Below are 21,292 nucleotides of genomic sequence, written 5' to 3' on the forward strand. Positions count from 1 at the left end.
ACAGCCCCCTCCGCTAAAAAAGTTTATTTATTTTTCGTTTTCTTCAAAATCTTCGTCTTCAGACTCTTCCTCATCCGGAATTTCTTCCAGTCCACCTGTTTCCAAACCTTCCGGCTGATCATCCTCATCTTCCTCTTTTTTTGGCTTATAGATCTTGAAATAGTAGTATGCTGCCACACCGCCAAGGGCCAGGATCAGGATTGTTGCCATTGCACCCATATTGGTTTTTGTAGATGCTGTTTTCTCCGGATCAACAGTAGCTTCCTTGTCTACATCCTCATTATTTGTTTCATCCAGCACTACCTTTGATGTATCCGGCTGTGGTGTTACGACAGTAGCAGTGCTGTCTTTATCCAGAAATTCAGACAGATCATTCTCGTCAATCTGGGATAACATATAGACATTCTGTGATGTGGCACTGCGGTCGATCACGATATAGAAAGTATTGTTATTCTTCGTTGTAACCGTAAGAAATTCCTTTGTGGAATCATCGGTAATGTCATCCTTGACTTCACCATTGCCAGGTGTCGTAAATGCAGTTCCCTTGTCTGTTCTATCTTCCGGTAACACCTCATTTGTACTTGCCGCCTCATCCTTTTTCTCTTCTTTGTCTGTTGACTGTTCTGTCTGAGTTGCCTCTACTTTAGATGCCTCCGCTGATTCATCCACATAGGCAAATGCTGTGGTGGATGCAGTAAAAAGCATCATGACGCCCAACAGCAGTCCTGCCATTTTCTTATTCATTTTCTTCCATTTCACCATTCTGATATTCCTCCTTATTTTCTTCTGTGAATACAAAGGAGCCTGAACCTTCATCGTCAGACTCCCTGCTTACCTGAAATTTAACTTTTCCACTCTGGATACCATCCAAAAGATCATATAACTGATCATTATCCATCTTCATACCACGGATGCACCTGATCATCTCATTGTCCTCTTCCTGCTTTAATGCAGCCTGGACACCCCTAAGATATTGCTGCAGATCCGCGATCTTTTTCTCTGTCTTGGCAATCTCATCCAGATATTTTTTAATCTTTTTATTCAAACTTTCACTTCCCTTCGTTCACCCCTTTATGGCAGTCTTCCAAAGCACATGAAATGTTGCTGCCAGTAGGATGTGCTGATATTTGAGTAATGGATCGGATCCCCGCAATGGATCATCATATTGTTGCCGACATAGATACCCACATGGCTTGCACCGGATGTGTTATATGTTCCCTGGAAGAAGATCAAATCTCCTGGTTTTGCTTCTCCCGGTGATACATAAGTACATACGCCTCTTAATCCATCCGCGGTCAATCGTCCATAGTTCCAGCCATTACCACAGTGGTTAATGACATAGGATACGAAACCTGAGCAATCAAATCCGGACGGAGAGTAGCCACCCCATACATAAGGTACTCCCAGATATTTTTCTGCTTCCCGAATCATCCGGGCAAATTCTTCATCCTGCAGTGCTTCCGGTGGAATCTCATAACTCATTCCATTACCGCCTGATCCACTGGTCACATTGTTTACATCCCACAGATAATTTCTGTTTCCATAGGTCGTATTTAATGCATTATAGATGATCAGCTGCTCCGCATTCAGATTGGCTCTTGCCACAGCGTCAAAGCTTCCATTTGTCAGTGTCACATATAGAATCTTCTTAGTGCTTGTACTGGTAACCGTTACTTCCTGACTGCCATTGTCATCTGCGATATAGGCTTCCCAGGTCTGATGTCCATGAGCAGAAGCGGCAGCATGGTTATCATAGTAAACGTCAAACTGCACACCATATCGTGCAAAGGCTCCGGTATCCTCAACTGTGTATTCCACACCATTCATTACTACCTTAGTGCCAATCGGCACAAATGGATTGGAAGCATCTACAGCAATGGTATGGTTTGCAGTTGGATATGCCCCACTGGCAGTTGGACCTCCGGACCATACACCACAACAGATTCGACAGTTACAATATCCGCTGGTCACTACCTGTCCTAATGATTCTCCGACTCGAACATTTCTGGTTTCTGTCACCGTTTCTGTTCGACCTTCTGTATTCAGATGATATTGTGCTTCAAAAAGAGATTGCAGCTCGTTTTCAACATCTGAGTACGTCCAGTCCCCGTATTTTGCGGTAAGATACGAGATAAGATGGTATGGATTATGACCAATCTCAGCAATGTTGTACTGATACTCGTCATAATTTGGATGTCTGCGTTCCATCTCATTGATCTGCTGATTCAAAGCACTTTCCAAAGCAGCATATCTGTTTTCGGCAGCATAAATATCCTCGTCCGAACTTGGATACGTTGTAATACCGATCACAGATCCAGCTCCCTCGATAGAAGCACTGCAGCTTCCCAGAGATACTGAAATGACTAGAAAAAGAAGCGCAAAAATACCGATGCCTGCGAACATGGCACGATTACGCTTTATGATCTCTTTCAAGGCGATCTTTGCTTTTACCGTCATGTTCTCGACACCGGCAATGGTTGTTGCCCCACCCAGACTGCCAGCGGATTTTCCGGCTCTGGCTGCCCGGTATGCATCCTTATATCGTTTTTTCTGAAAGAAGCGGTTATAGAAATGTCTCTTTTGCTCAGCGTTCTTTACCGTTTCTGCATGTTTGACTCCTTCCATACTTTCTGCAGAACCAAATTTCAGTTTCTTTTCTACGGTAGCCTCACGATAACCTCTGCGATGGGTTTTCACGTTCGTTCGTTTGCTTCGGATCTGAGCATGACGCAGACCACGTAACGCAGCTTCTGTTTCACGCTCTGCAAGTCTGGCACTTTCCACACCTGCATTTTCATTTGCTTCTTCCTCTTCGGAAGAGACTGCTTTCATACCAGATATAACAGCTTGTGTGGCAATGTATTTCCCGGCTGTCCCTCCCGGTTTCATGCCAGCACCTTTCACCATCTGATTTCCTTCATCATCAAAGGATAATCTTCCGGCTTTTGCCTGTTCTTTGGTCATCTGTTTTTGCAGCTGTTTCTTCCGAATGGATTTCTTTTGGCTGTTCAGAGTGTTGTCATCATCCGGGATTTTTTCATGGCGATGCAGTTTCTTTCGATATCCGGATACTTTTTCTTCCGGTGTAACTTCAACTGTATTCTCAACAGCTTCCTGCCGGACAGAAGATTTCCGGATCTTTTCCATCTGCAGTCGTTTACCTTTTCCCGATTTTGAATCTTCATTCTCAGCCTTTTTCCGTTCCCGTTCAGGAACAAATTCTTCTTTATTTTCCGGTCGTCCTCGGCTCCTGTGACTGATGTCTTTTACACTACCATCACGGAGATTTTCTTCTGTCAGACCATCTCTGGTCATCTTTGCGACCTTTTTATCTTTGCCTTTAAATTCTTTTCCGGCTATAGGTCATCACCTCCTGGCACAACTTTTCTTTCTGTACTCATTTAGTTCCTGGCGTCCAATAATCGGGATACCAGGATACCCATCTGCCTGTGTCCTGATTGCCGGAGAGCTTGCCTGGATATGAAATACCCAGTTCAATTCACTCGGATCTCTCGGCCAGAAACCATTGATCAGCATAGCCTCCTTGAACTGATTGTTGTGCAGATGGATCTGGGTACGTTTATACAGAACTTCTTTCAGATCATCACTGGTAAGATGCGGATAGATTTTCTGTGCCGGATAAAAATTCCAGAATACCCAGTCAAGGATAATGTTCTGTGTTTCCAGCGAAAGTTCATACAGATGATGATCATCATTGACTGTATGAACACAGTATCCAGGCTGTACATTTTCCAGATTTTTCATCTGAATGTAAGGATTATCCTGGTTCCACTGCCTGATTCGGATCTTATCGATTTCCTTCATGCTTTTCCGCCTCCATTTCTTTCTCTCGTTTTTCAACTTCTTCCGGTTTTGTAGTCATCAAACTGTACAGCTTCAAGTTCTTATCGAACTTGTCCTTAAATGGAATAATTGTTGTTCCATAGAAAAGAAGTCCTTCTCCTTCCCCGGAATTCGTCACATAAGACAACTGATATGGGGAAATATTCAGCTGTTTTGCAAGGATCTGTCTGTCACCTGCAGCCTGGTTCAGCATCAGGATAAAATCACTGTTCTCAAAGATATTTTCAATTTCCCTGCTGGCAAGAAGATCTTTGATATTCTGGGTGATACCACTTGGAATACCACCCCATTTACGGAATCGCTTCCAGATCTCCACACTATAAGCTGCAGTCTGTTCCTCTTTGAGCAGAAGATGAAACTCATCGATATAGTACCTGGTAGATTTGATGCCACGGTTGATCGTAACTCTGTTCCATACCTGGTCCTGGACGATGAGCATTCCGATTTTCTTCAGCTGCTTTCCAAGTTCTTTGATATCAAAGCAGACAATACGGTTATTCAATTCCACATTGGTTCTATGGTTAAATACTTTCAGTGATCCATTTACATAGATTTCCAACGCTGTTGCAATTCTCTGGGCCTGCGGTTCTTTCTGCTTTCTAAGACAGTCATACAGGTCACCGAGAACCGGCATATTTTCCGGTTTTGGATCTGCAAAGTACTTCTGATACACCAGTGGAAGACAGCGGTCGATCACTGATTTTTCCTCTGCTTCAATTCCATCCCTGCTTCCCATGATCAGCTCGCATAAAGACAGGACAAAATCGGATTTCACTCCAAGTGGATTGTCATCATCGGAATAATCCATATTGATATCCATCGGATTGATATAATCCTTACTGGTCGGTGAAATGTGTACGACCTGTCCGCCAAGTGCATGGACCAGTGGATAATACTCACCCTCCGGATCTCCGATGATAATGTCATCCTTCGTGACAAAGAAAGCATTGGTGATCTCTCTTTTTGCTGCAAAGGATTTACCGGATCCAGGCGTACCAAGGATCAATCCATTCGGGTTTTTCAGCTTTTTACGATCCACCATGATCATGTTGTTACTGAGTGCATTCAATCCGTAATATAAGGATTCTCCTGCCATAAAAAGTTCCTGTGTCGTAAACGGAACAAAGATTGCTGTACTGGTAGTCGTAAGAGCCCGCTTGATTGGGATATGATTTACTCCCAACGGAACACTGCTCATCAATCCTTCTTCCTGCTGATAATCCAGACGTTTCAGCACACAGTTATATTTCTGTGCAATACCGGCCGTCTGGAAGATGGCATTATCCAGTGCCTGTTTTGTCTTTGCAGTATTTAAAAAGAGCGCTGTTACAAGGAACATACGCTCATTTCGTGACTGCAGATCTTCTAACAGACGCTTAGCTTCTCCGCCATACGTGTTCAGATCCGATGGAATGATATCCATATCGTATCCAGCCCGGACTGCTTTTTTCTGTTCTTCGATTTTCATACGGTTGATATCCGTCACTTTGCTTTTTACCAGCTTGATTGCCTTCATCTGATCCACAGACTGGACATGCAGGTTGACGATCAGGTTCTTATCGATATCCAGAAATTCTGCCAGCATCTTATCCGTAAGCTCCGGTGCCAGGATCTGCAGATAAGAGACAGCCCCGATAGTATTTCCCATCTGGAACGTATTTCTGTCTCGGAATACAAAACTGGTCGGTGCCACATAATCCTTTGTATTGAGTCCTGTCCGGATCATGGAACCATAATCAAACTGGAAGTCTGTCATGATATCCGGATTGAAAGTCTCATACAGTATCTGCAGACGTTCCACGCCATTCAGCGGATATGCCGGAACTCCAAGGATCTTGAAGTTGTTCAGGATATCTGATTCAATACGTTCCAGCTTTGGCTTTGCTTCCCGGATATTATCCGCTTCGATGGAAAAGGTGATATATTTTGACTTCACCAGGCCGTTGTTTCCTTTTGCCAGCTGCTGTTTCAACATCTTGGCATATTCCATACGAACATCGTCAAAAGCATCATCCTGAGGACGGATCCGGATGACCTGTTCAAATTCTTTCATGCTGCTTTTATGATTGATAAAACTCAGCTGAAAATGGATACTGGCATCAAAGTAATTGAGGAAATCGCACCAGTTTTCAAAGATCGCATTTTTGTCCTCGTTCTGAGCCAGCTGGTAGTTGATATCATAGAAGCGAATACACTTAGAATACGTTTTTCCCTGTACCCTACAGATCCCATCTTTTCCCATTTCCTTATAAGCGATTGACTGCTGGACGGACAGTTTTTTCTGCCTGCGTTTTTCTTCCTGCTTTTCTTTTTTCTTTTTCTCTTTTCTGTCTACTTTTTTGTACCCGGTATCTGCGACAGTTTTCTTATTTTTCTTTTTTCGCAACCGTTTTTCCTCCTTTCGGTTTTCCTGCATCCGGAGACTGTCTGATCTGTTCCGGATCTGTTTCATAATAGTTTTCAGTTTCATATTTTCTGACGGGTGGACGAAGAAACTTCACCCGGATCATATGCATCAGAACATCTTCCAGGTGCATCCCGTCTTTTTCGTACATGGCAAATAAAAATGCCGGTAACATCAAAAGCACCATGACCGTTGCCGCATTACTGTTTCCCATCACATTTCGCAAGAGGAAATAGCTTGGAATTCCCATTGCAGCACCAATCCCAATACAGATCAGCTGTCTTTTGGTCAGGTTAAATGCTACTTTATTTTTTACCTTCGTTAAGTCTTTCGGTACGCTGACATATGCCATGATTTTCACTCCTTCCTGTAAATTAGTGCGCGTTAAATATCGACTTACTTAAGGATGCCGTCTTAAAGAGGCTGTAACATAAGATCACTGTGTAAGCCATAACGCCAAATAATGAAGAACTCAGATTATCTGAATACTGGATACCTGCAACAAGCACTGCATAGATTGCAACGCATACCATCATCAGAAATGCCTGGAAAGCCAGGGCAAAGAGTCCTCTGAAATAATTCGTGCCGATCTGTCCCCATTCTCTGTTACTCATAGTTGCGAATGGAATCGGCGCAACTGAGGTATATAGGTAAATCTCTATCATACGTCCATACATGATCACTGTGATCAATACAGACAGGATTCTCATACAGAAGCCGGCGATAAGGGTTTCCAGCGCCAATACAACAAGTTCTCCGATTTCCATACTTTCCAGTGTTGCGGAAAGATCCGTCAATGCCGAAGAAATATCAATGGCGGTACTTCCTGTGATAACACCGGCCGCAGAATTAACTACGTGCTGGCCCACATCGAATACCGCCATTGTGATCGTAAATGTGTTACTCACCAGATATACAGCGATCCACATTTTTACGAAGTACTTGAAAAACATCCAGGTATCAATATCATGCATGTTGTTGCGCTCGGTCAGCATAGAAATCAATTCGTAGCAGAGTACGAGTGTGATAATAATACCTGCGATCGGCATGATCACGGAATCCGATAAGTTCCGGATCATACTGAATATGCTGCCGTTCCACCCTTGCGGGGTCTGTCCAACCTGGGTGGCGATCTCACCAGTCTTTTGATTGACATCAGTAAACATCGTGTCCAGGTTGGAAGTGATCATCCCGGTTAAGAGTTCCCTCATCCATTCCTCAATCGCATCAAAAATCTGACTGAACATGGATCTCTACTCCTTTCTCTTAACCAAATAATCCACTCAGAAGCGGGATTAGCTGTGTTCCGATCAGGATAACACCACCACCGCTCATCAGCTGCTTAATTCCCTGGGATTTTGCACCCGGGTTGTCGTTTCCATAACCTTCCATCAGGTTGATTACGCCCCAGACACCAAGACCGGCACCGATTGCAACGACCAGTGTCTGAAGGATATTGATTGCACTGCTAAAAAAAGCCATAATCAAATGTATGAACAAACGCTTTTTCTTATGGTCTGTAAGCGTTTGGCTCTACTCCTTTCCCTTTTATTCAGACCTTTTTGTACCCTTATCAGTAGTAGCAGGGTGCTCGAATTCTTTCTTTCATATCAGTCCTCACCTTCCTCAGCTTCAATCACTGATACGTCTTCTTGTGTCACAGTTACTTCATACATTTCAAATTCTGTATCTTCCGACAGCACCAGTCGGTGTGCCAGATATTTTTCGACATCAAACGCATTATTCTTATTGAAATCGGCAAGTTCCTTGTACCGTTTGTGCTTTGTGATGTCATATTTGTTGCTTAAAAACGGCCGGACTCCTCGAAGCTGTAAGATACATTTTTCTCCGTCCATAACCGCCAGCTCATCTCTACTCATCAGTTCTTTTCCAGTCTTTTGATAGTTCAGCCCATAGGATCGGTTGCTGCCTCTGGTATCTGATGTGTTGTAAAGATCAATGGTTTCCTTTCCCAGGGTTTCTGATATTTCTTTCAGTGTGGAACTTTCCTTTCCGCCCAGGAAAAGAACGGTGTCACAGTTGCCTGTGATCGTCTCAGCAGCATCCTTATAGATAGTTTTCAGCTGAGATTGTGACTGCAAGATGATAGAAGCTGAGATTTCCCTGCTTCGGATCGTAGCAATCAATTTGTCGAATTTTGGAATCTGTCCGATATTACTGAACTCATCAAGAAGTAGCCGTACATGATAAGGAAGCCTGCCGCCATGCTCATCATCCGCCTTATCACAAAGCAGGTTAAAAAGCTGGGTGTACATGATCGCTACCACAAAGTTAAATGTGTCATCTGTGTCGCTGATGATGACAAACATGGCTGTTCTCTGATCACCGATCATATCCAGTTCCATTTCGTCATACGACATGATTTCTCGAAGCTCCTGAATATCAAATGGTGCAAGTCTGGCACCACAGGAAATCAAAATCGATTTTGCAGTTTTGCCGGCAGCAAGCTTGTACTTGCGATATTGCCTTACTGCAAAGTGTTCCGGATTTTCTGCTTCCAGTTCTTCAAACAATTCATCTACTGCATTTTTAAATTCTTCATCATCCTCCCTGGTCTCACTGGCATTGATAAATTCCAGCAAAGTAGAAAAGTTCTGTTCTTCCTCCGGTGCCTCATACCAGATGTATCCGATCAGCGCAGAATACAAAAGACGTTCGGCCTTCACCCAGAAATCTTCCGTTGATTTTTCGCCTTCACCCTTGGTATTTGCGATAATGGTATTGACCAGCTTCAAGATGTCTTTTTCACTCCGGATATAATGGAACGGATTGTAATGCATGGACTTTTTAAAGTTGATCGTATTTAATACCTTGATCCGGTATCCTCCATTTACCAACATCTTCCCGCATTCGACGATGATCGTACCCTTCGGATCAGTGACCACATAGGATACGTGGTCCGTCATCTGCATAAGGTTGGGCTTCACATAGAATCTTGTCTTTCCGGATCCGGAACCACCGATGACGATCACATTCTTATTTCTGGCATACTTCGGAGCTTTTGGTCGGCTGTTCATGGTCAGACGTTCCGTTTCTGTGAGGATGACATTGTTTTCAAAGACCGGATCCATAAAGGGTTCGATGTCTTTTCTGTTTCCCCATCTTGCAGATCCATACTCCACACCTTGTCGGAACTTCTTTGCATTTTTTGAACGATAGTAGACCACCAGTTTTAATGCACCTGCAACCAGAACACCTACTGCAAGGTCCTGCAAAGCGACACTTGGCAGCCAGCTTAAAAATGCCAGTCGGAAATTGACTAACATCACGCCAAGTCTCTGGACCATGCTTTCTCCCAGGCAATGCCGGTACAGCCAGGATCCTTTATCTGCTACATAGAAAATAAAGAAATATGGGAGATTTAAGATCACCAGCCGTTTGACCTGGATCTTCTGTAATTTTTCCCGGATCATCGTTCCTGACCTCTGGATTTTTGCCTCTGCTTCACACGCTGGCGGTGCTTTGCTTTTCTTTCTACAGATTTCTGCAGTTTCTTTCTGACGGATGGTTTCTTCGACTGTTTCTTTTTCAGTTCTACTCCGGCATATTCCCGGAAAGCCGCTGTCATCACATCCACATCTTTGGCCTTAAAGAAGACCAGAAATTTCGGTGGATCCGCACCAACCTCTTTTTTCAGGCTGTAATCAATGCCGTATTTTCTTGCCACACGGTCAAAAGATTTGATATTTTCATCTGTGATCTTTAAGTTGGAAAGCTGTACTCCCTGTGCATTCAGCTGCTTGATGGTCTGCTTTCCATGTGGCTTTTTCTTTTCAATCTTTTTTCGGGCTTTTTCCCTTCCTTTCTCCTGAGCTCGTCCGGTCTTTTCAGCCATTTTCACCTGCGTTGCTTTCTGTTTCCTACGGTTGTCCATTTCCAGGAACTTCCGAAGGGCTGCTTTTAGCACACTGGCAGTGATCTTGACTCCCTGGATGCTCAGGCTGATCACTTTCTGATTTACTTCTTCCTGCAATTACCCACGTCCTTTCTTTCCTTTCATCTCAGAATAAAGACGGGCAATACAATATCCGATGCATGGAACATGTTTTCCATACGGACAGCCACCACATGGTGTTGTTTTTACTGCTTTTTTCTTTTCCGGAAGCAGATAGTGGCACTGTTTCAAGCTACAGCCTTTCTTTTTGCCTCCCCACCAGTAACAGTACTTGCAGGACCATGGCTTTTCTTCGCTGTACTTTCTTCCCTCAATAGCTGCATTTGGTTCTATGATCAGATCTTTATTAGTCTTCATTCTGTTCTTCCTCTTTTCTCATGATTTCTGTCAGTTTTTTCTCTGCCTGACTTCCGGCAGCAATGAGACAATACAAAACTGTAAATATTGCCGCTGCTCCCAGAAGAGCAACAAAAATAATGATATTTCTCATGGTTTCTCCCATCTAAAAAAGCGTCCACAGATTCCTTTCGGTTTCCATGAACGCTCATTCTTATTTAATTAGTGTTTCTTTTTTCTCATAAATGCAAGGGCTCCTGTACCAGTCGCACCAATGCCGAGAAGCATAAACCACAGCCACAGATTGGTGTTATCCCCAGTCTTTGGTGAATCACTGACAGGTTTTCCACCTTCCGGTGTCTTTTCTGCCGGTTTTTCCTCATCCACCATGGTTACATGCTGTACTACACTGGTATCCTTTACTTCGAATTCCACATCTTTTGCAACCAGATAGCCATCCGGTGCTGTTTCTTCACGGAGAGTGTATTTTCCGATCGGAAGCATTTCGATGTAATGTGCTTTCTCTGTACTGGTCCAGCTTTCCACAACTTTTCCATCCTGATCAAGGATTGTGAGTTTCGCTCCCGGAAGTTCTTTTCCGGCGATATCCTGTTTGGAGATTTTCACCTTCGTTACATCATCCTTCATCTCAACTTTCTGCACATCGGCAGTATCTTTGATCGTGAACTTCACGCTTTCAGCTGTCACGTAACCATCAGCAGGTTTTGTTTCAACCAGTGTGTATTCTTTTCCGACAGTCAGCTCACGGATCACATGTGCTTCTTTACCGGAAGTCCATTCATCCACGATATTTCCATCAGCATCTACCACTTTCAGCTTACATCCTGGAAGTTCTTTTCCGGTTGTCAGACTGGATTTGGTAAATTCTACAATGGTTGGCTGATTCTCAAAGGTAAAATCATAGGTTACAGTCGGCTGATCCTCACCTGCATACTCAAACGTAAATTCTTTTCCTTCATCGTTGGTTACGAATCCGTCTGGTGCATAGAGCTCTTTTACATAGTAAGTTGCTCCTATTGGAAGATCTGCAACAAATGTGATCTTTCCTTCTTCATCCGTAGATTTCAGTTCAATGATCTCATCGGCTTCAATCAGGACTTTACCTGTTGTCTCAGACTTAATGTCTTCCTTGGCAAATAATCCAAAGATAGTGCCTTCCAGTGTACGGTCAGAATCTTTTTCTTTCTTAAGTACACTGACTTCTACTCTCTGACGGTTGTTCTGCCAGTCTTTGTCATAGACTACAACCGGTGTATTCTGATCCACGTAAGTCAGATCTACATGACGGATCTCACCGTCCAGCACATGACCGTAAGCAGTTCCTGTTTCCTTCACGTAGTATTTCCCAAGTGGAAGATTTTCCAGTTTTGCAATACCGGTTTCATCTGTCTTGATCGTTGCAATCAGTTCATCCTTTTTATAGTAATCGTCACTGACGCCATCGGCAGCCTTAATGTCTTCCTCAGCATAGACTTCAAACGTAACATCTGTCAGCTTTCCGGTTACATAGTTGAAAATGTGTTCCACCACACCTTTGACCTTATCGGCCAGTGTAACAGAATCCAGGAATTCTCCTTTTTTGTTGATGATCAGTTCACCAACCGGTACCTCGTCCTTCATTTCCATTTTCTGAACCTCTCCGGTATCTTTGACTGTGAATGTCACATCATTGGCTACCAGATAACCATGCGGTGCAAACTCTTCATGTAGGGTATAAGTCTCACCCACTTTCAGATATTTGATCACATGCGGTGCATCTTTGGAAGATGTCCAGCTATCTACTACATTTCCATCTTTATCCGTTACTTTCAGATAAGCTCCATCCAGTTCTACACCGGTTGTTGCATCTGATTTTGTGATCTCAACAGTTGTCGGCTGGTTCTTCTTTACGGATTTTAATGTTACTGTCTGTACATCCTGCCCCTGATAAGAAGCATCAAATCTCAGTACTTCATCTGAAGATACGAATCCATCTGGTGCTTTCAGTTCTTTTACATAATAGCTTCCAAGTGGAAGATCCAGTGTACATGCTGCCTGACCTTTTTCATCAGAAGTCATTTCCTGTAAAAGAGTATCTGCTTTGACGATCACTTTTCCATCTTTCGTCTGAATGTCTTTTGCATTGTAAATACCGAATACTGCTCCGGCTACTGTATTACCTGTCTCAGCATCCTGTTTTTCGACCGTAATCGACACTTTCTGTCGTTCATCTGTGACAGAGATTTCTTTCTCGATCACTGCGGTATCCTGATCCGCATAAGTAAATTCGACATTTTCCGGCACAGTATTTAACACATAAGTGTCCGGTGCATTCTTCTCTTTGACATAGTATCTGCCAAGTGGAAGATTCTTTACAGTTGCATAACCATCTGCATCCGTTGTAACGGTTGCTACCAGTGCATCCTTTGCAAAATACAAAGTTCTCTGTCCATCTGCATCTACCTGATGATCGGCAGTATAAATATCCTCTGCCGCATAGACTTCAAATTCTGCACCTGCAAGGCCAGTCATTTCATACTGGAAATCCTTCTCAAATCCTTTTAACACTTCACCCTGTTTATAGATCTTTAACTGACCTTTGACCGGGGCGTTGGTATAATCCACATCAATGACTGCATCTCCTGTGACAGGATCGGTCAGATAAGCAGTATCTGTATCAACAGCGACTGTCACATAGTTTTTGGATATTGTGTACCCATCGGGTGCCGTCACTTCCTCAATCCGGTAGTTGCCAGGTTTCAGATTTCTCGGCAGTACCAGGTATCCTTCCTCATTTGTGAAATAAGATTTGTGTACCGTTGGCTTCGGATAGGATGTTGTCTGTTCCACATATTTCTGGTTATCCAGGTCATATACCTTGAACTCAGTATTTGCCAGGAGTACAGATTTCTGTGTTTCTGCATCCTTTTTGATGATCTTTAATTTTGCTTTGAATTCTTTATCCAGAAGCACTCGCCATGTCTGCGGTGTATCCGGATAATTCTCTGTGATCTTCACTACAAAATCATCGACCGGTGCATAGTTGTGTTTGCTTGTGGTCTCTCTTACCACATAAGTTCCATATGGAAGCGGAATCGATCTTGCATATCCTTTTTCATCGGTAAACATTTCTGTCTGGCCATCTGCAGTCAGTACAACTGGTCTGGCTGAATCAAAATCATAACTTCCATCTGCTTTTACTTTCAGATCTCTGACAAGCCATGCCGAAAAACCAACTCCCTGCAGAAGGTCTGCATCGGTCTTCCCGTTGTTTGCTGCCTTGATGATCTGAAATGGCTGTTTGATGACAGTTTCTTTACATACAGAAGTTCTTTCTACTGTCGGAACAGTAGCACCTTCGTAAGTACAGTCCACATCATGTTCTGTCGGATCCAGTACGTATCCCACCGGAGCACTAAGCTCTTTCAGATAATACTTTCCAAGATAGAGATCCGATACAGAAGCTTCGCCATTTTTATCCGTTGTCAGGGATGTGATCAGGCTGTCTTTCTTATGGATCGTTCCGGTTCTTCCATCCGGATGAACAATGTCTTCCCTTGCATAAAGGCCATATACTGCACCTTCCAGCGTTGCATCCCCCTGTGCTGCATTTCCTGTCTCAGCATCCTGTTTTGCAATGTTGATCTTTGCATTTACACGTTTGTCTGTTACATTTTTAGTCGTTGTCTTTCCGATAGCAAGAGTCACATTATAAGACTTTGTATCAATCTGATATCCTGTTGGAACAGAGATTTCTTTCAGATAAACAACTTCCTGTGTCTTTTCCATTGTGAGCTGTGAAGCACCATTCTGATCTGTTGCAGGCATCTCTGCAATCAGCTTTGTACATGCAGCATCGGAATAGATCCCGTACACTGCACCAGCCAGTGCATTGCCTGTATCCTGGTCTTTCTTTACAATGGATACCTTACATTCTTTTGTCCAGGTTACTTTAAAATCCACATATTTCTCATTTCCGACACCTTCACCGAAAACAAGAGCCAGATCCTGTGTTCCGGATCCTGTTACAATCTTGTAAGCAGAGTATTCTTTATCAATGCTTCCCTTCATCTGAGAAGAAAATGTAGCACTGACGCTCTCTGCCTGATCAAGTGGTGCTGTCAGATAAAACTGTGTACCTCCACTGATTTCTACACTTGCTCCTGCAGCACTTGTTTTACCGGTTGACACATTTACAAGCTTTACACCACTTGGCAACTTAAATGTAATCGTCTGCAGTTTATCTGCTTTGAATGTGATCACACTTGTTCGCTGGCTGTTTCCTTCCACATAAGCCTTTACATTAGATTCGGAAAAGCTCATATCTACAGACGGAATGTCCGGCATATTTACACAATAGTTATAAAGTTCCATTGCCAGGTTCTTTCCTGTCGCATTGGTTCCGGATGCCCAGTCACTGGAACCATTTGCATAAGCCGCTGCAAGATGCGTAATGATGAATCTCTTTCCTGCCGGAAAATCCGGATGTTTCTCATCGAAAAAACCATTCTCATCACTTGCTTTTGTTCCGTAATAGCAGACCTTTGCAAGTGTCTTTCCATCGGCAAGTTTCTGGATCGTATAAGTTCCATTTCCCGGTCCTTTTTTCGATGGTTCAACACAGTATGCTGTCGCATTGATACTTCCCCATTTCACATAATATGGACAAGTCAGATAAGAACCTAATCCATAGTCTGCGTAATAGTACCAGGAGCCGGCTGTAACTGTGACTGATTTTGTTCCTGTTTCACCGGAAGCAAGCATCATTGGCATATCAAAAGTAATACTTTCGCCTGCTTCAAGATCTGCAAGAGCAACTTCCTGGTCAACAGCTTCCTGCATAACCTCTGAGAGTGTGATCCCTGTTTCCGGATCAACGGTCTCCTGATCCTCCGTTGCTTCGATTTCTGCATCAAATTCTTTTTCTGTCAGTTCTGTTTTGCTCTCCGTTTCAGCAGCACCAGTTTCCTCTGTAGACGAGTCAGCCTCAGAATCCTCTGTTTCTGTCTTATCGGAAGAACCAGCATCCTGATCAGAAGAACTTTCTGACTGCGAATCTTTCTGCTGATCCGCTTCTTTTACCACGATCTTTCGATTGATCTGGTAGGTTGGGTGATCCGTTGTCTGTGGTTCTACATAATAGACTGCCTTATAGGAATTGGCATAATCGGTAGAAAAATCATTCCCGTCCGTATCTTTTGCTTCCTGAAATGTAACTTTTACTTTGCTGTCATCCTGGATCGTAAGACCGGTATAATCACTCTTTACATCGAAATTGTCTCCAACCTTGATCTCATAATCCTTTGCAGTTACCACTTCATCTTCATCCAACTGATCCTTGATCTCCTCATAATACGGAATCTTTTTTACAGATCCGGCATCATCAGAAGCATAGGCAACAGCGGGAGAGAGTACCGTCGATAGAACCGTTACTGCTGTCAGTAAACCGGACATCACCCTGCGTGCGTTCTTTTTCACGTTCATTCTCTTAAAGCCTTCCTTTCTGATTCTTTTGTGTATGGTTATCTGTTAGTTTCTGCATATTATCTTTTATACGAAGATGATCGCCTCCTTTCCTGAAATTTGCGCTATTTGGGACAGTCAGCACAAGCTGAGATAACAGCACAAATATATGGCGGTACCTGTTTGTCACAAATACCGCCACATGATTTCTACTGTCATCCTCTTTTTAGATTCAGACATTTTATTTTGATTTAAGATTTAAGCGTTTTCCTGTTTTCTTTCCCGGATCCGTTCCTATATCAGTTTCCATCTCTGATACGTTTTCTTCTGGCAGACACGCAGCTTTTCGCTCTATGCATGTTCAAACCAAATATCACTCCGGGCAGGCTATTCATTTTTCAAGGTACATGAAGGTGTTCTATGCAAACCCTTCATATAACGAAACGCTCAGAGCCTGTTTTACAGTGGTCTAATTCAATTTTTTTAAAATTTTTTAAAATTCTTCGTTTTCCGCCTTTTTTTTCATCGTTTTTAATGCCCTGTTCAGGAGGTCATTTACACTCTGCTGTTTGATTCCCAGATAATCTGCAACATCCTGCTGACGCATTTCCTCAAAATAAACCAGATTGAGTACCGTCTTTTGTCTCTCTGTTAACTCTTTGATCAAAGCGTTCAGAATTTCTCTGTCGATAACATCGTCAACAAAATCTTTTGAAGATCCTCTCATAATCTCCGCATCATCTGTAACATCGCTGTTAGAAAACACACCATGATTGGTGCTGATTTTGCTCTGGCTGTATGCCATACGGTCTTCAGCCTCCATCAGCAGACGGATATACCAGTTTTCATTATCAAAGAACTCTTTATTGAATTCCTTGTTATCGCCAGTTACACTCACATATTCATAGTCATCACAACTATGAAGTGGAAATACGGTTGATTGATTTCCTGCTGTATAAAGTACATATCCGTGATCATAAACAGAGATTGTTGTATCTGCATTGATCATTTCCTTTACTACAACTTTGTGTTCCTTCAAGGATTTCACGCTTGGGATTCTCTTCTCCACATCAGCAACTTTCACGATTTTTTTCAGTTCTTTTAATGTCAACATAAAGACCACCTTTCTGCCTTTCGGCTCCGGGTGGTCCATTCCATCTTTTATAAAATTCCTGCACAGACATAAAGAACTGCAGCACAAGAGGTCACGAACTCACCCGTTTTTTTTGAACGGGAGTCCGCGACTCCTTTGTAACACATGTATCTGCGTTTAGATTAAGTTTGCCAGATTGACTGGCTTATTCAGTTGCTATGTGCATCTTCTGATTCATTCTCTGTTTGCTCTTTGCGAAACATGGAATAATCGCCCATAGCATCGTAAGGACAATGCCTTACAAATTCCTGGTATTCGATTTCAGTCATCTTTGTTTCCTCCTTTGTGTCATATTATCAAAATCTCTATTTACAATTATTTTTGCAAAAAAGAATTCAACCTCTATATAACGAAACGCTGAGAGCCTGTTTTACAGTGGGGTACGACAAAAAATTTAAAAATTTTTCGAAATACGTCAAAAAAGCCCGACAAAACAAATACTTCAACAATCTCCAAAACCAGAAAATACTTCTGATCTTGCAGTGTATCCGTAAATGTTTTGCCGGGCTCTTAGTGATTCCAGTCAGGTTCAGCTCCTTGACAAACTCTTACTGCCTGGTGCGTTCTTGATGGTTCCTGCCAAATCCAACGCTTACTACAGACAGCTCATTCTATTCTGTTATGATCCCTGATTCATCATCTTTCGGGAATACGTCCGCATCCTGGACTTTAATTGTTCATCTCGGATGTGGATCGGACGAACCGACACCATATCATCCTTTACAAATATCTCCAATGTACTGCGACATTTTTTGCACTCCACTTCTGAATCGCTTTGTGCGCTCTTTTCAATAAATGCTCCACATACAGAGCAGTGTACATGCCATTTAATAGCACCTGATCCCATATAGGCTTCCTCCTTTAAGCAATAAGATATTTCTCCATTTATTACTCAACGGACCAAAGGGAAATCAAATCCGCCTTATGAGCATCATGCCATCCATTCCGTAAGTGCCAAAGCTACACGAACAGCACGATTTCTATTCTGATCAGATCTGCTTTGTCGATCTGTGCATCCTTTTTTATCCTTTCACCAGCTACCACTCACTCTTTCCGGTATAAAAAATTCCGCTGTGATTAATTAACATGATATTTCAATAGTTTCAAATACATCACCAGTCAGATCACAGATGTCCTGGATCTGAATCTCGGTATCATCAATCCGTAAGTGGACTGATGGATCAAAAAATTCTACGGTTCCGGATAATGTATGGTACTGGCCAACTGACGGATCCTTCCAGGATTTTTGAAAATAAGTTGCCTGTATCTTCATCCCATATGCCAGGATCCTTAATTTCATATCCAACTCATTTTTCTTTTCCTCAGATAAATCTCTTTTTGGTTCATAAATGATTTCCTGTTGCCGGATTGTTTCATCCAGTCCACGAAGTGCCGCAAATGGAGCAAACTGTTTTGCCCTGCGTCCTACATCCATGGGATGTCTCCTGGAAACCGGTCTTGGTAAATATAAATACGGTTGATATGCACTTGCCAGCACTTTTTGCACCTCCTCTAAGCACGGTGACCACCTATTTGCTCATTGCGTTCTCTATAAGTAGAACACTCCAGCAGGTTGGATCCCCGCATGATCGCATTCTTTCCATAACGCTGCTTTACATTCAATACTGCTTCCTGTAAATGCCGTTCCTTATCGGTCTGTTTGGGATCATCAAACAGGCTGTACTGCACATAACTTTCAGGAGCAACCCTGTTCGCACACACCTCGATTCTTCGGATTCCGGTATATCTGTCTGCAATCCTGAGATATAAATCTTCCACTGCATCTATGATCTTTTTGGAACTGTTACTTTCTCTTTCGAGTTTTACGGTTCCTTTGGATGCCTCATGCTCATACCTGTGGTCATAGGCGATCCATAAGGTGAGAGAGCTTGTTACCAGTCCTTTTTCAAACAGATCCAGAACCAGATTATCTGTCATTTCCCTTACGATCACAAGTGCTTCGTCAAAAGAATAATTTCGCATCAGCACCTGACCATTTGAAAGGCTGTGTTCCTCCGAATGATAGTTCTTGATGTCACTCATCCGGCATGTTTCATATCCCCATGCATGATCGATCAACAGCTCTGCATCAATCCCAAACATCTTATACAGCCAGTCTTCGGATCTTAAAGAAGCCATTGCGATATCGCCCATTGTATGGATTCCATAACCGGCTAGTTTTTTTTCAGTCCGGGATCCAATCCTCCAGAAGTCACTTAATGGTTTATGATCCCATAGCTGCTCTCTGTAAGAGAATTCATCCAGGATTCCAATATGGTCATCCACATGCTTTGCTACGATATCCATTGCGATCTTAGCAAGATACAGATTGGTTCCCACACCAGCGGTTGCAGTGATACCTGTTTCCTCCATAACCTCCTGCATAAGCTTTACCGCCATTTCTTTTGCAGTGAGATGATAAAGCTGCAGATAGTTTGTCACATCAATAAAACACTCATCGACACTGTACACATGGATATCTTCTTTTGAGACGTACCGCAGATAGATTCCATAGATCTTTGCGGAATAATCCATATACAGCTGCATCCTTGGCATGGCTGTGATGTACTTCACACAATCCGGTATCTCATGGATCCGGCACCGGTTCTTGATGTCAAGAGACTTCATAGCCGGAGTGATTGCCAGGCAGATTGTTGACTTTGATCTGGTCGGATCTGCAACCACCAGGTTTGTTTTAAATGGATTCAGCCCACGTTCTACGCATTCTACAGAAGCATAAAAGGACTTCAGATCAATACAGATAATAGAAGTCTGATCCTGACTCACATTGCCACCTCCCATACGTCTTTCCTCTTTTTGTAACATGTATCCCATTTTGACTATCAATGATTGTCTATCCTTCCTGTTTTCATTGAATTACAGGAAATTCATTTCACATATCCATTGACAAAAGAGGAAATATTGTGTATCTTATAGGAAATATGTTTCCCTTATCTGTGATTCACATTATAGGAGAGATATTTCCCTTTGTCAAGATTATTTTTTAATTTTTGGGAGACACATTTCCCGTTTTGCCTTGAGGCGGCTAATGAAACTTATAAGACAAGGCTTAGAAAGAGGTATGTTTATGACATTCGGTGAAAAAGTAAGATCATTAAGAAAAGAAAAAAAGATGAGTCAGCAGGAACTGGCCAGTATGGTTGGTGTTTCATATAGGACCATTCGATCCTGGGAAGTAGAAGGACGTTTTCCAAAACAAAATGTTCTGTATCAGAAACTGGCAGATGCATTACAGTGTGACGTTTCTTATCTCATGAGTGAGAATGAAGCTTTTATCACAGAAGCATCCGAACAGTTTGGTAACCGTGGTGCCAGACAGGCTCAGCAGATTCTGGAACAGGCTGCAGCTATGTTTGCCGGTGGATCACTGACAGACGAAGATAAAATAGCTTTTATGGATGAAATCCAGAGCCTTTATCTGGATTCCAAAAGACGTGCAAAGAAATTTACACCGAAAAAATATCTGAAAAACCAAGAGGAAAAATAATAGAAGGCGGGATTATTGTACACCTAATCTGTTACCTTATAGTTACAAGGATATTTCTGCCCTTTTTATTTTTTACTTTTGAGGTGATTTATTTGAGAAACACTTACATATATACAGAAACAAAGAAATTAATCAAGAAATATGGAACCCGAGATCCATTTGAGATCATGGATCAGATGAACATTGTGGTCGGTGAAACTTCCAGATATAAGACACTGAAAGGATACTGTTTTATGAGCTGTAAGACAATCTATGTCATGATCAGCAGTTTCCTTTCAGAAGAAGAAAAGATGATCGTTGCCGCCCATGAATTAGGGCATATCATCCTGCATCGTTCCCAGCTGAAAATGGCTCCAATGCAAGATGATACCCTCTACAATATGACGGATAATACAGAATACCAGGCCAATCTGTTTGCTGCCGATCTTCTGATTGATGATGAGGAGATTGAAGATATGGTTCAGAACGAAGACCTGGATTATTTCGGACTCTGCAGCTCTTTGAATGCGACTCCGGAACTCATGAGCTTTAAACTATACAGCCTGACAAAACGAGGCCAGGCTTATCATATGCCGATGGAGATACAGAGTAATTTTCTGGCGAAATAATAGCGGATAAGATTATTCTACAATAGAAAAACTATAGATT

19 protein-coding genes are annotated in these 21,292 nt (G+C 42.6%); 2 read left to right on the top strand and 17 right to left on the bottom strand.

What is annotated here, in order from left to right:
• Positions 1-27: 27 nt before the first annotated feature.
• From G5B11_RS13140 to G5B11_RS13220, 17 genes are all read right to left on the bottom strand, one after another.
• Positions 28-762 (bottom strand): CD1107 family mobile element protein, encoded by a 735-nt coding sequence (locus tag G5B11_RS13140; protein ID WP_173728579.1) that lies wholly within the window; start codon positions 760-762, stop codon positions 28-30.
• Positions 737-1,045, bottom strand: coding sequence for a DUF4315 family protein (locus tag G5B11_RS13145; RefSeq protein ID WP_005334805.1), 309 nt, complete (start codon positions 1,043-1,045; stop codon positions 737-739). The genes G5B11_RS13140 and G5B11_RS13145 overlap by 26 nt, the downstream gene beginning before the upstream one ends.
• A 26-nt stretch (positions 1,046-1,071) precedes the next feature.
• Entirely contained in the window at positions 1,072-3,315 is a 2,244-nt protein-coding gene (locus G5B11_RS13150) for a C40 family peptidase (protein ID WP_173728581.1), read from the bottom strand.
• A gap of 51 nt (positions 3,316-3,366) precedes the next feature.
• Entirely contained in the window at positions 3,367-3,825 is a 459-nt protein-coding gene (locus tag G5B11_RS13155; protein WP_173728582.1) for a hypothetical protein, read from the bottom strand.
• Positions 3,809-6,280, bottom strand: a complete 2,472-nt coding sequence (locus tag G5B11_RS13160; protein WP_191868109.1) for a VirB4-like conjugal transfer ATPase, CD1110 family — start codon at positions 6,278-6,280, stop codon at positions 3,809-3,811. The genes G5B11_RS13155 and G5B11_RS13160 overlap by 17 nt, the downstream gene beginning before the upstream one ends.
• On the bottom strand, positions 6,231-6,620 hold the full coding sequence (locus G5B11_RS13165; RefSeq protein WP_005334813.1) for a PrgI family protein: 390 nt from the start codon (positions 6,618-6,620) through the stop codon (positions 6,231-6,233). Before G5B11_RS13165 ends, G5B11_RS13160 begins: the two co-directional genes overlap by 50 nt.
• A 22-nt stretch (positions 6,621-6,642) precedes the next feature.
• Positions 6,643-7,515, bottom strand: a complete 873-nt coding sequence (locus tag G5B11_RS13170) for a VirB6/TrbL-like conjugal transfer protein, CD1112 family (RefSeq protein ID WP_015514791.1) — start codon at positions 7,513-7,515, stop codon at positions 6,643-6,645.
• Positions 7,516-7,534: 19 nt separating this feature from the next.
• Positions 7,535-7,750, bottom strand: coding sequence for a Maff2 family mobile element protein (locus G5B11_RS13175; protein WP_005334815.1), 216 nt, complete (start codon positions 7,748-7,750; stop codon positions 7,535-7,537).
• Positions 7,751-7,878: 128 nt separating this feature from the next.
• The gene (locus G5B11_RS13180) at positions 7,879-9,702 is read right to left on the bottom strand and encodes a VirD4-like conjugal transfer protein, CD1115 family (protein ID WP_173728585.1); all 1,824 of its coding nucleotides are present in this window, start codon (positions 9,700-9,702) and stop codon (positions 7,879-7,881) included.
• Positions 9,699-10,262, bottom strand: a complete 564-nt coding sequence (locus tag G5B11_RS13185) for a PcfB family protein (RefSeq protein ID WP_117639997.1) — start codon at positions 10,260-10,262, stop codon at positions 9,699-9,701. Before G5B11_RS13185 ends, G5B11_RS13180 begins: the two co-directional genes overlap by 4 nt.
• Entirely contained in the window at positions 10,263-10,541 is a 279-nt protein-coding gene (locus tag G5B11_RS13190) for a hypothetical protein (RefSeq protein ID WP_005423569.1), read from the bottom strand.
• A complete protein-coding gene (locus G5B11_RS13195; RefSeq protein WP_164492145.1) occupies positions 10,531-10,674 on the bottom strand; it encodes a hypothetical protein in 144 nt (47 codons plus the stop codon). The genes G5B11_RS13190 and G5B11_RS13195 overlap by 11 nt, the downstream gene beginning before the upstream one ends.
• Positions 10,675-10,742: 68 nt before the next feature.
• A complete protein-coding gene (locus tag G5B11_RS13200) occupies positions 10,743-16,004 on the bottom strand; it encodes a SpaA isopeptide-forming pilin-related protein (RefSeq protein WP_173728587.1) in 5,262 nt (1,753 codons plus the stop codon).
• 472 nt (positions 16,005-16,476) lie between these two features.
• A complete protein-coding gene (locus tag G5B11_RS13205) occupies positions 16,477-17,136 on the bottom strand; it encodes a sigma-70 family RNA polymerase sigma factor (protein WP_033126083.1) in 660 nt (219 codons plus the stop codon).
• A gap of 619 nt (positions 17,137-17,755) precedes the next feature.
• Positions 17,756-17,983: a hypothetical protein gene (locus G5B11_RS13210; protein WP_005334838.1), complete on the bottom strand. Its 228-nt coding sequence runs from the start codon at positions 17,981-17,983 to the stop codon at positions 17,756-17,758.
• Between the two features lie 234 nt (positions 17,984-18,217).
• Positions 18,218-18,634, bottom strand: a complete 417-nt coding sequence (locus tag G5B11_RS13215; RefSeq protein ID WP_226969580.1) for a hypothetical protein — start codon at positions 18,632-18,634, stop codon at positions 18,218-18,220.
• A 14-nt stretch (positions 18,635-18,648) separates the two neighbouring features.
• Complete coding sequence (locus G5B11_RS13220; RefSeq protein ID WP_330603138.1) at positions 18,649-19,938, bottom strand: Y-family DNA polymerase; 1,290 nt, start codon at positions 19,936-19,938, stop codon at positions 18,649-18,651.
• A 247-nt stretch (positions 19,939-20,185) separates the two neighbouring features.
• On the opposite strand from G5B11_RS13220, the gene G5B11_RS13225 reads away from it, so the two are divergent.
• Together G5B11_RS13225 and G5B11_RS13230 are read left to right on the top strand one after the other, a co-directional pair.
• Positions 20,186-20,644 carry a helix-turn-helix domain-containing protein gene (locus G5B11_RS13225; protein ID WP_005423558.1) on the top strand — a complete coding sequence of 153 codons (459 nt, stop codon included), beginning with the start codon at positions 20,186-20,188 and terminating at the stop codon, positions 20,642-20,644.
• A gap of 83 nt (positions 20,645-20,727) precedes the next feature.
• A complete protein-coding gene (locus tag G5B11_RS13230) occupies positions 20,728-21,252 on the top strand; it encodes an ImmA/IrrE family metallo-endopeptidase (RefSeq protein ID WP_005334847.1) in 525 nt (174 codons plus the stop codon).
• Positions 21,253-21,292 lie beyond the last annotated feature (40 nt).

The organism is Blautia glucerasea (assembly GCF_013304385.1).
GTDB lineage: Bacteria > Bacillota > Clostridia > Lachnospirales > Lachnospiraceae > Blautia_A > Blautia_A ammoniilytica.

Excerpts from the sequence above, each read along its gene's own strand:
- G5B11_RS13140 (WP_173728579.1), bottom strand. The coding sequence starts at position 762 with ATGGTGAAATGGAAGAAAATGAATAAGAAAATGGCAGGACTGCTGTTG.
- G5B11_RS13150 (WP_173728581.1), bottom strand. The coding sequence starts at position 3,315 with ATGACCAGAGATGGTCTGACAGAAGAAAATCTCCGTGATGGTAGTGTA.
- G5B11_RS13155 (WP_173728582.1), bottom strand. The coding sequence starts at position 3,825 with ATGAAGGAAATCGATAAGATCCGAATCAGGCAGTGGAACCAGGATAAT.
- G5B11_RS13160 (WP_191868109.1), bottom strand. The coding sequence starts at position 6,280 with ATGCAGGAAAACCGAAAGGAGGAAAAACGGTTGCGAAAAAAGAAAAAT.
- G5B11_RS13165 (WP_005334813.1), bottom strand. The coding sequence starts at position 6,620 with ATGGCATATGTCAGCGTACCGAAAGACTTAACGAAGGTAAAAAATAAA.
- G5B11_RS13170 (WP_015514791.1), bottom strand. The coding sequence starts at position 7,515 with ATGTTCAGTCAGATTTTTGATGCGATTGAGGAATGGATGAGGGAACTC.
- G5B11_RS13175 (WP_005334815.1), bottom strand. The coding sequence starts at position 7,750 with ATGGCTTTTTTTAGCAGTGCAATCAATATCCTTCAGACACTGGTCGTT.
- G5B11_RS13180 (WP_173728585.1), bottom strand. The coding sequence starts at position 9,702 with ATGATCCGGGAAAAATTACAGAAGATCCAGGTCAAACGGCTGGTGATC.
- G5B11_RS13190 (WP_005423569.1), bottom strand. The coding sequence starts at position 10,541 with ATGAAGACTAATAAAGATCTGATCATAGAACCAAATGCAGCTATTGAG.
- G5B11_RS13195 (WP_164492145.1), bottom strand. The coding sequence starts at position 10,674 with ATGAGAAATATCATTATTTTTGTTGCTCTTCTGGGAGCAGCGGCAATA.
- G5B11_RS13200 (WP_173728587.1), bottom strand. The coding sequence starts at position 16,004 with ATGAACGTGAAAAAGAACGCACGCAGGGTGATGTCCGGTTTACTGACA.
- G5B11_RS13205 (WP_033126083.1), bottom strand. The coding sequence starts at position 17,136 with ATGGACCACCCGGAGCCGAAAGGCAGAAAGGTGGTCTTTATGTTGACA.
- G5B11_RS13210 (WP_005334838.1), bottom strand. The coding sequence starts at position 17,983 with ATGGGATCAGGTGCTATTAAATGGCATGTACACTGCTCTGTATGTGGA.
- G5B11_RS13220 (WP_330603138.1), bottom strand. The coding sequence starts at position 19,938 with ATGGGAGGTGGCAATGTGAGTCAGGATCAGACTTCTATTATCTGTATT.
- G5B11_RS13225 (WP_005423558.1), top strand. The coding sequence starts at position 20,186 with ATGAAACTTATAAGACAAGGCTTAGAAAGAGGTATGTTTATGACATTC.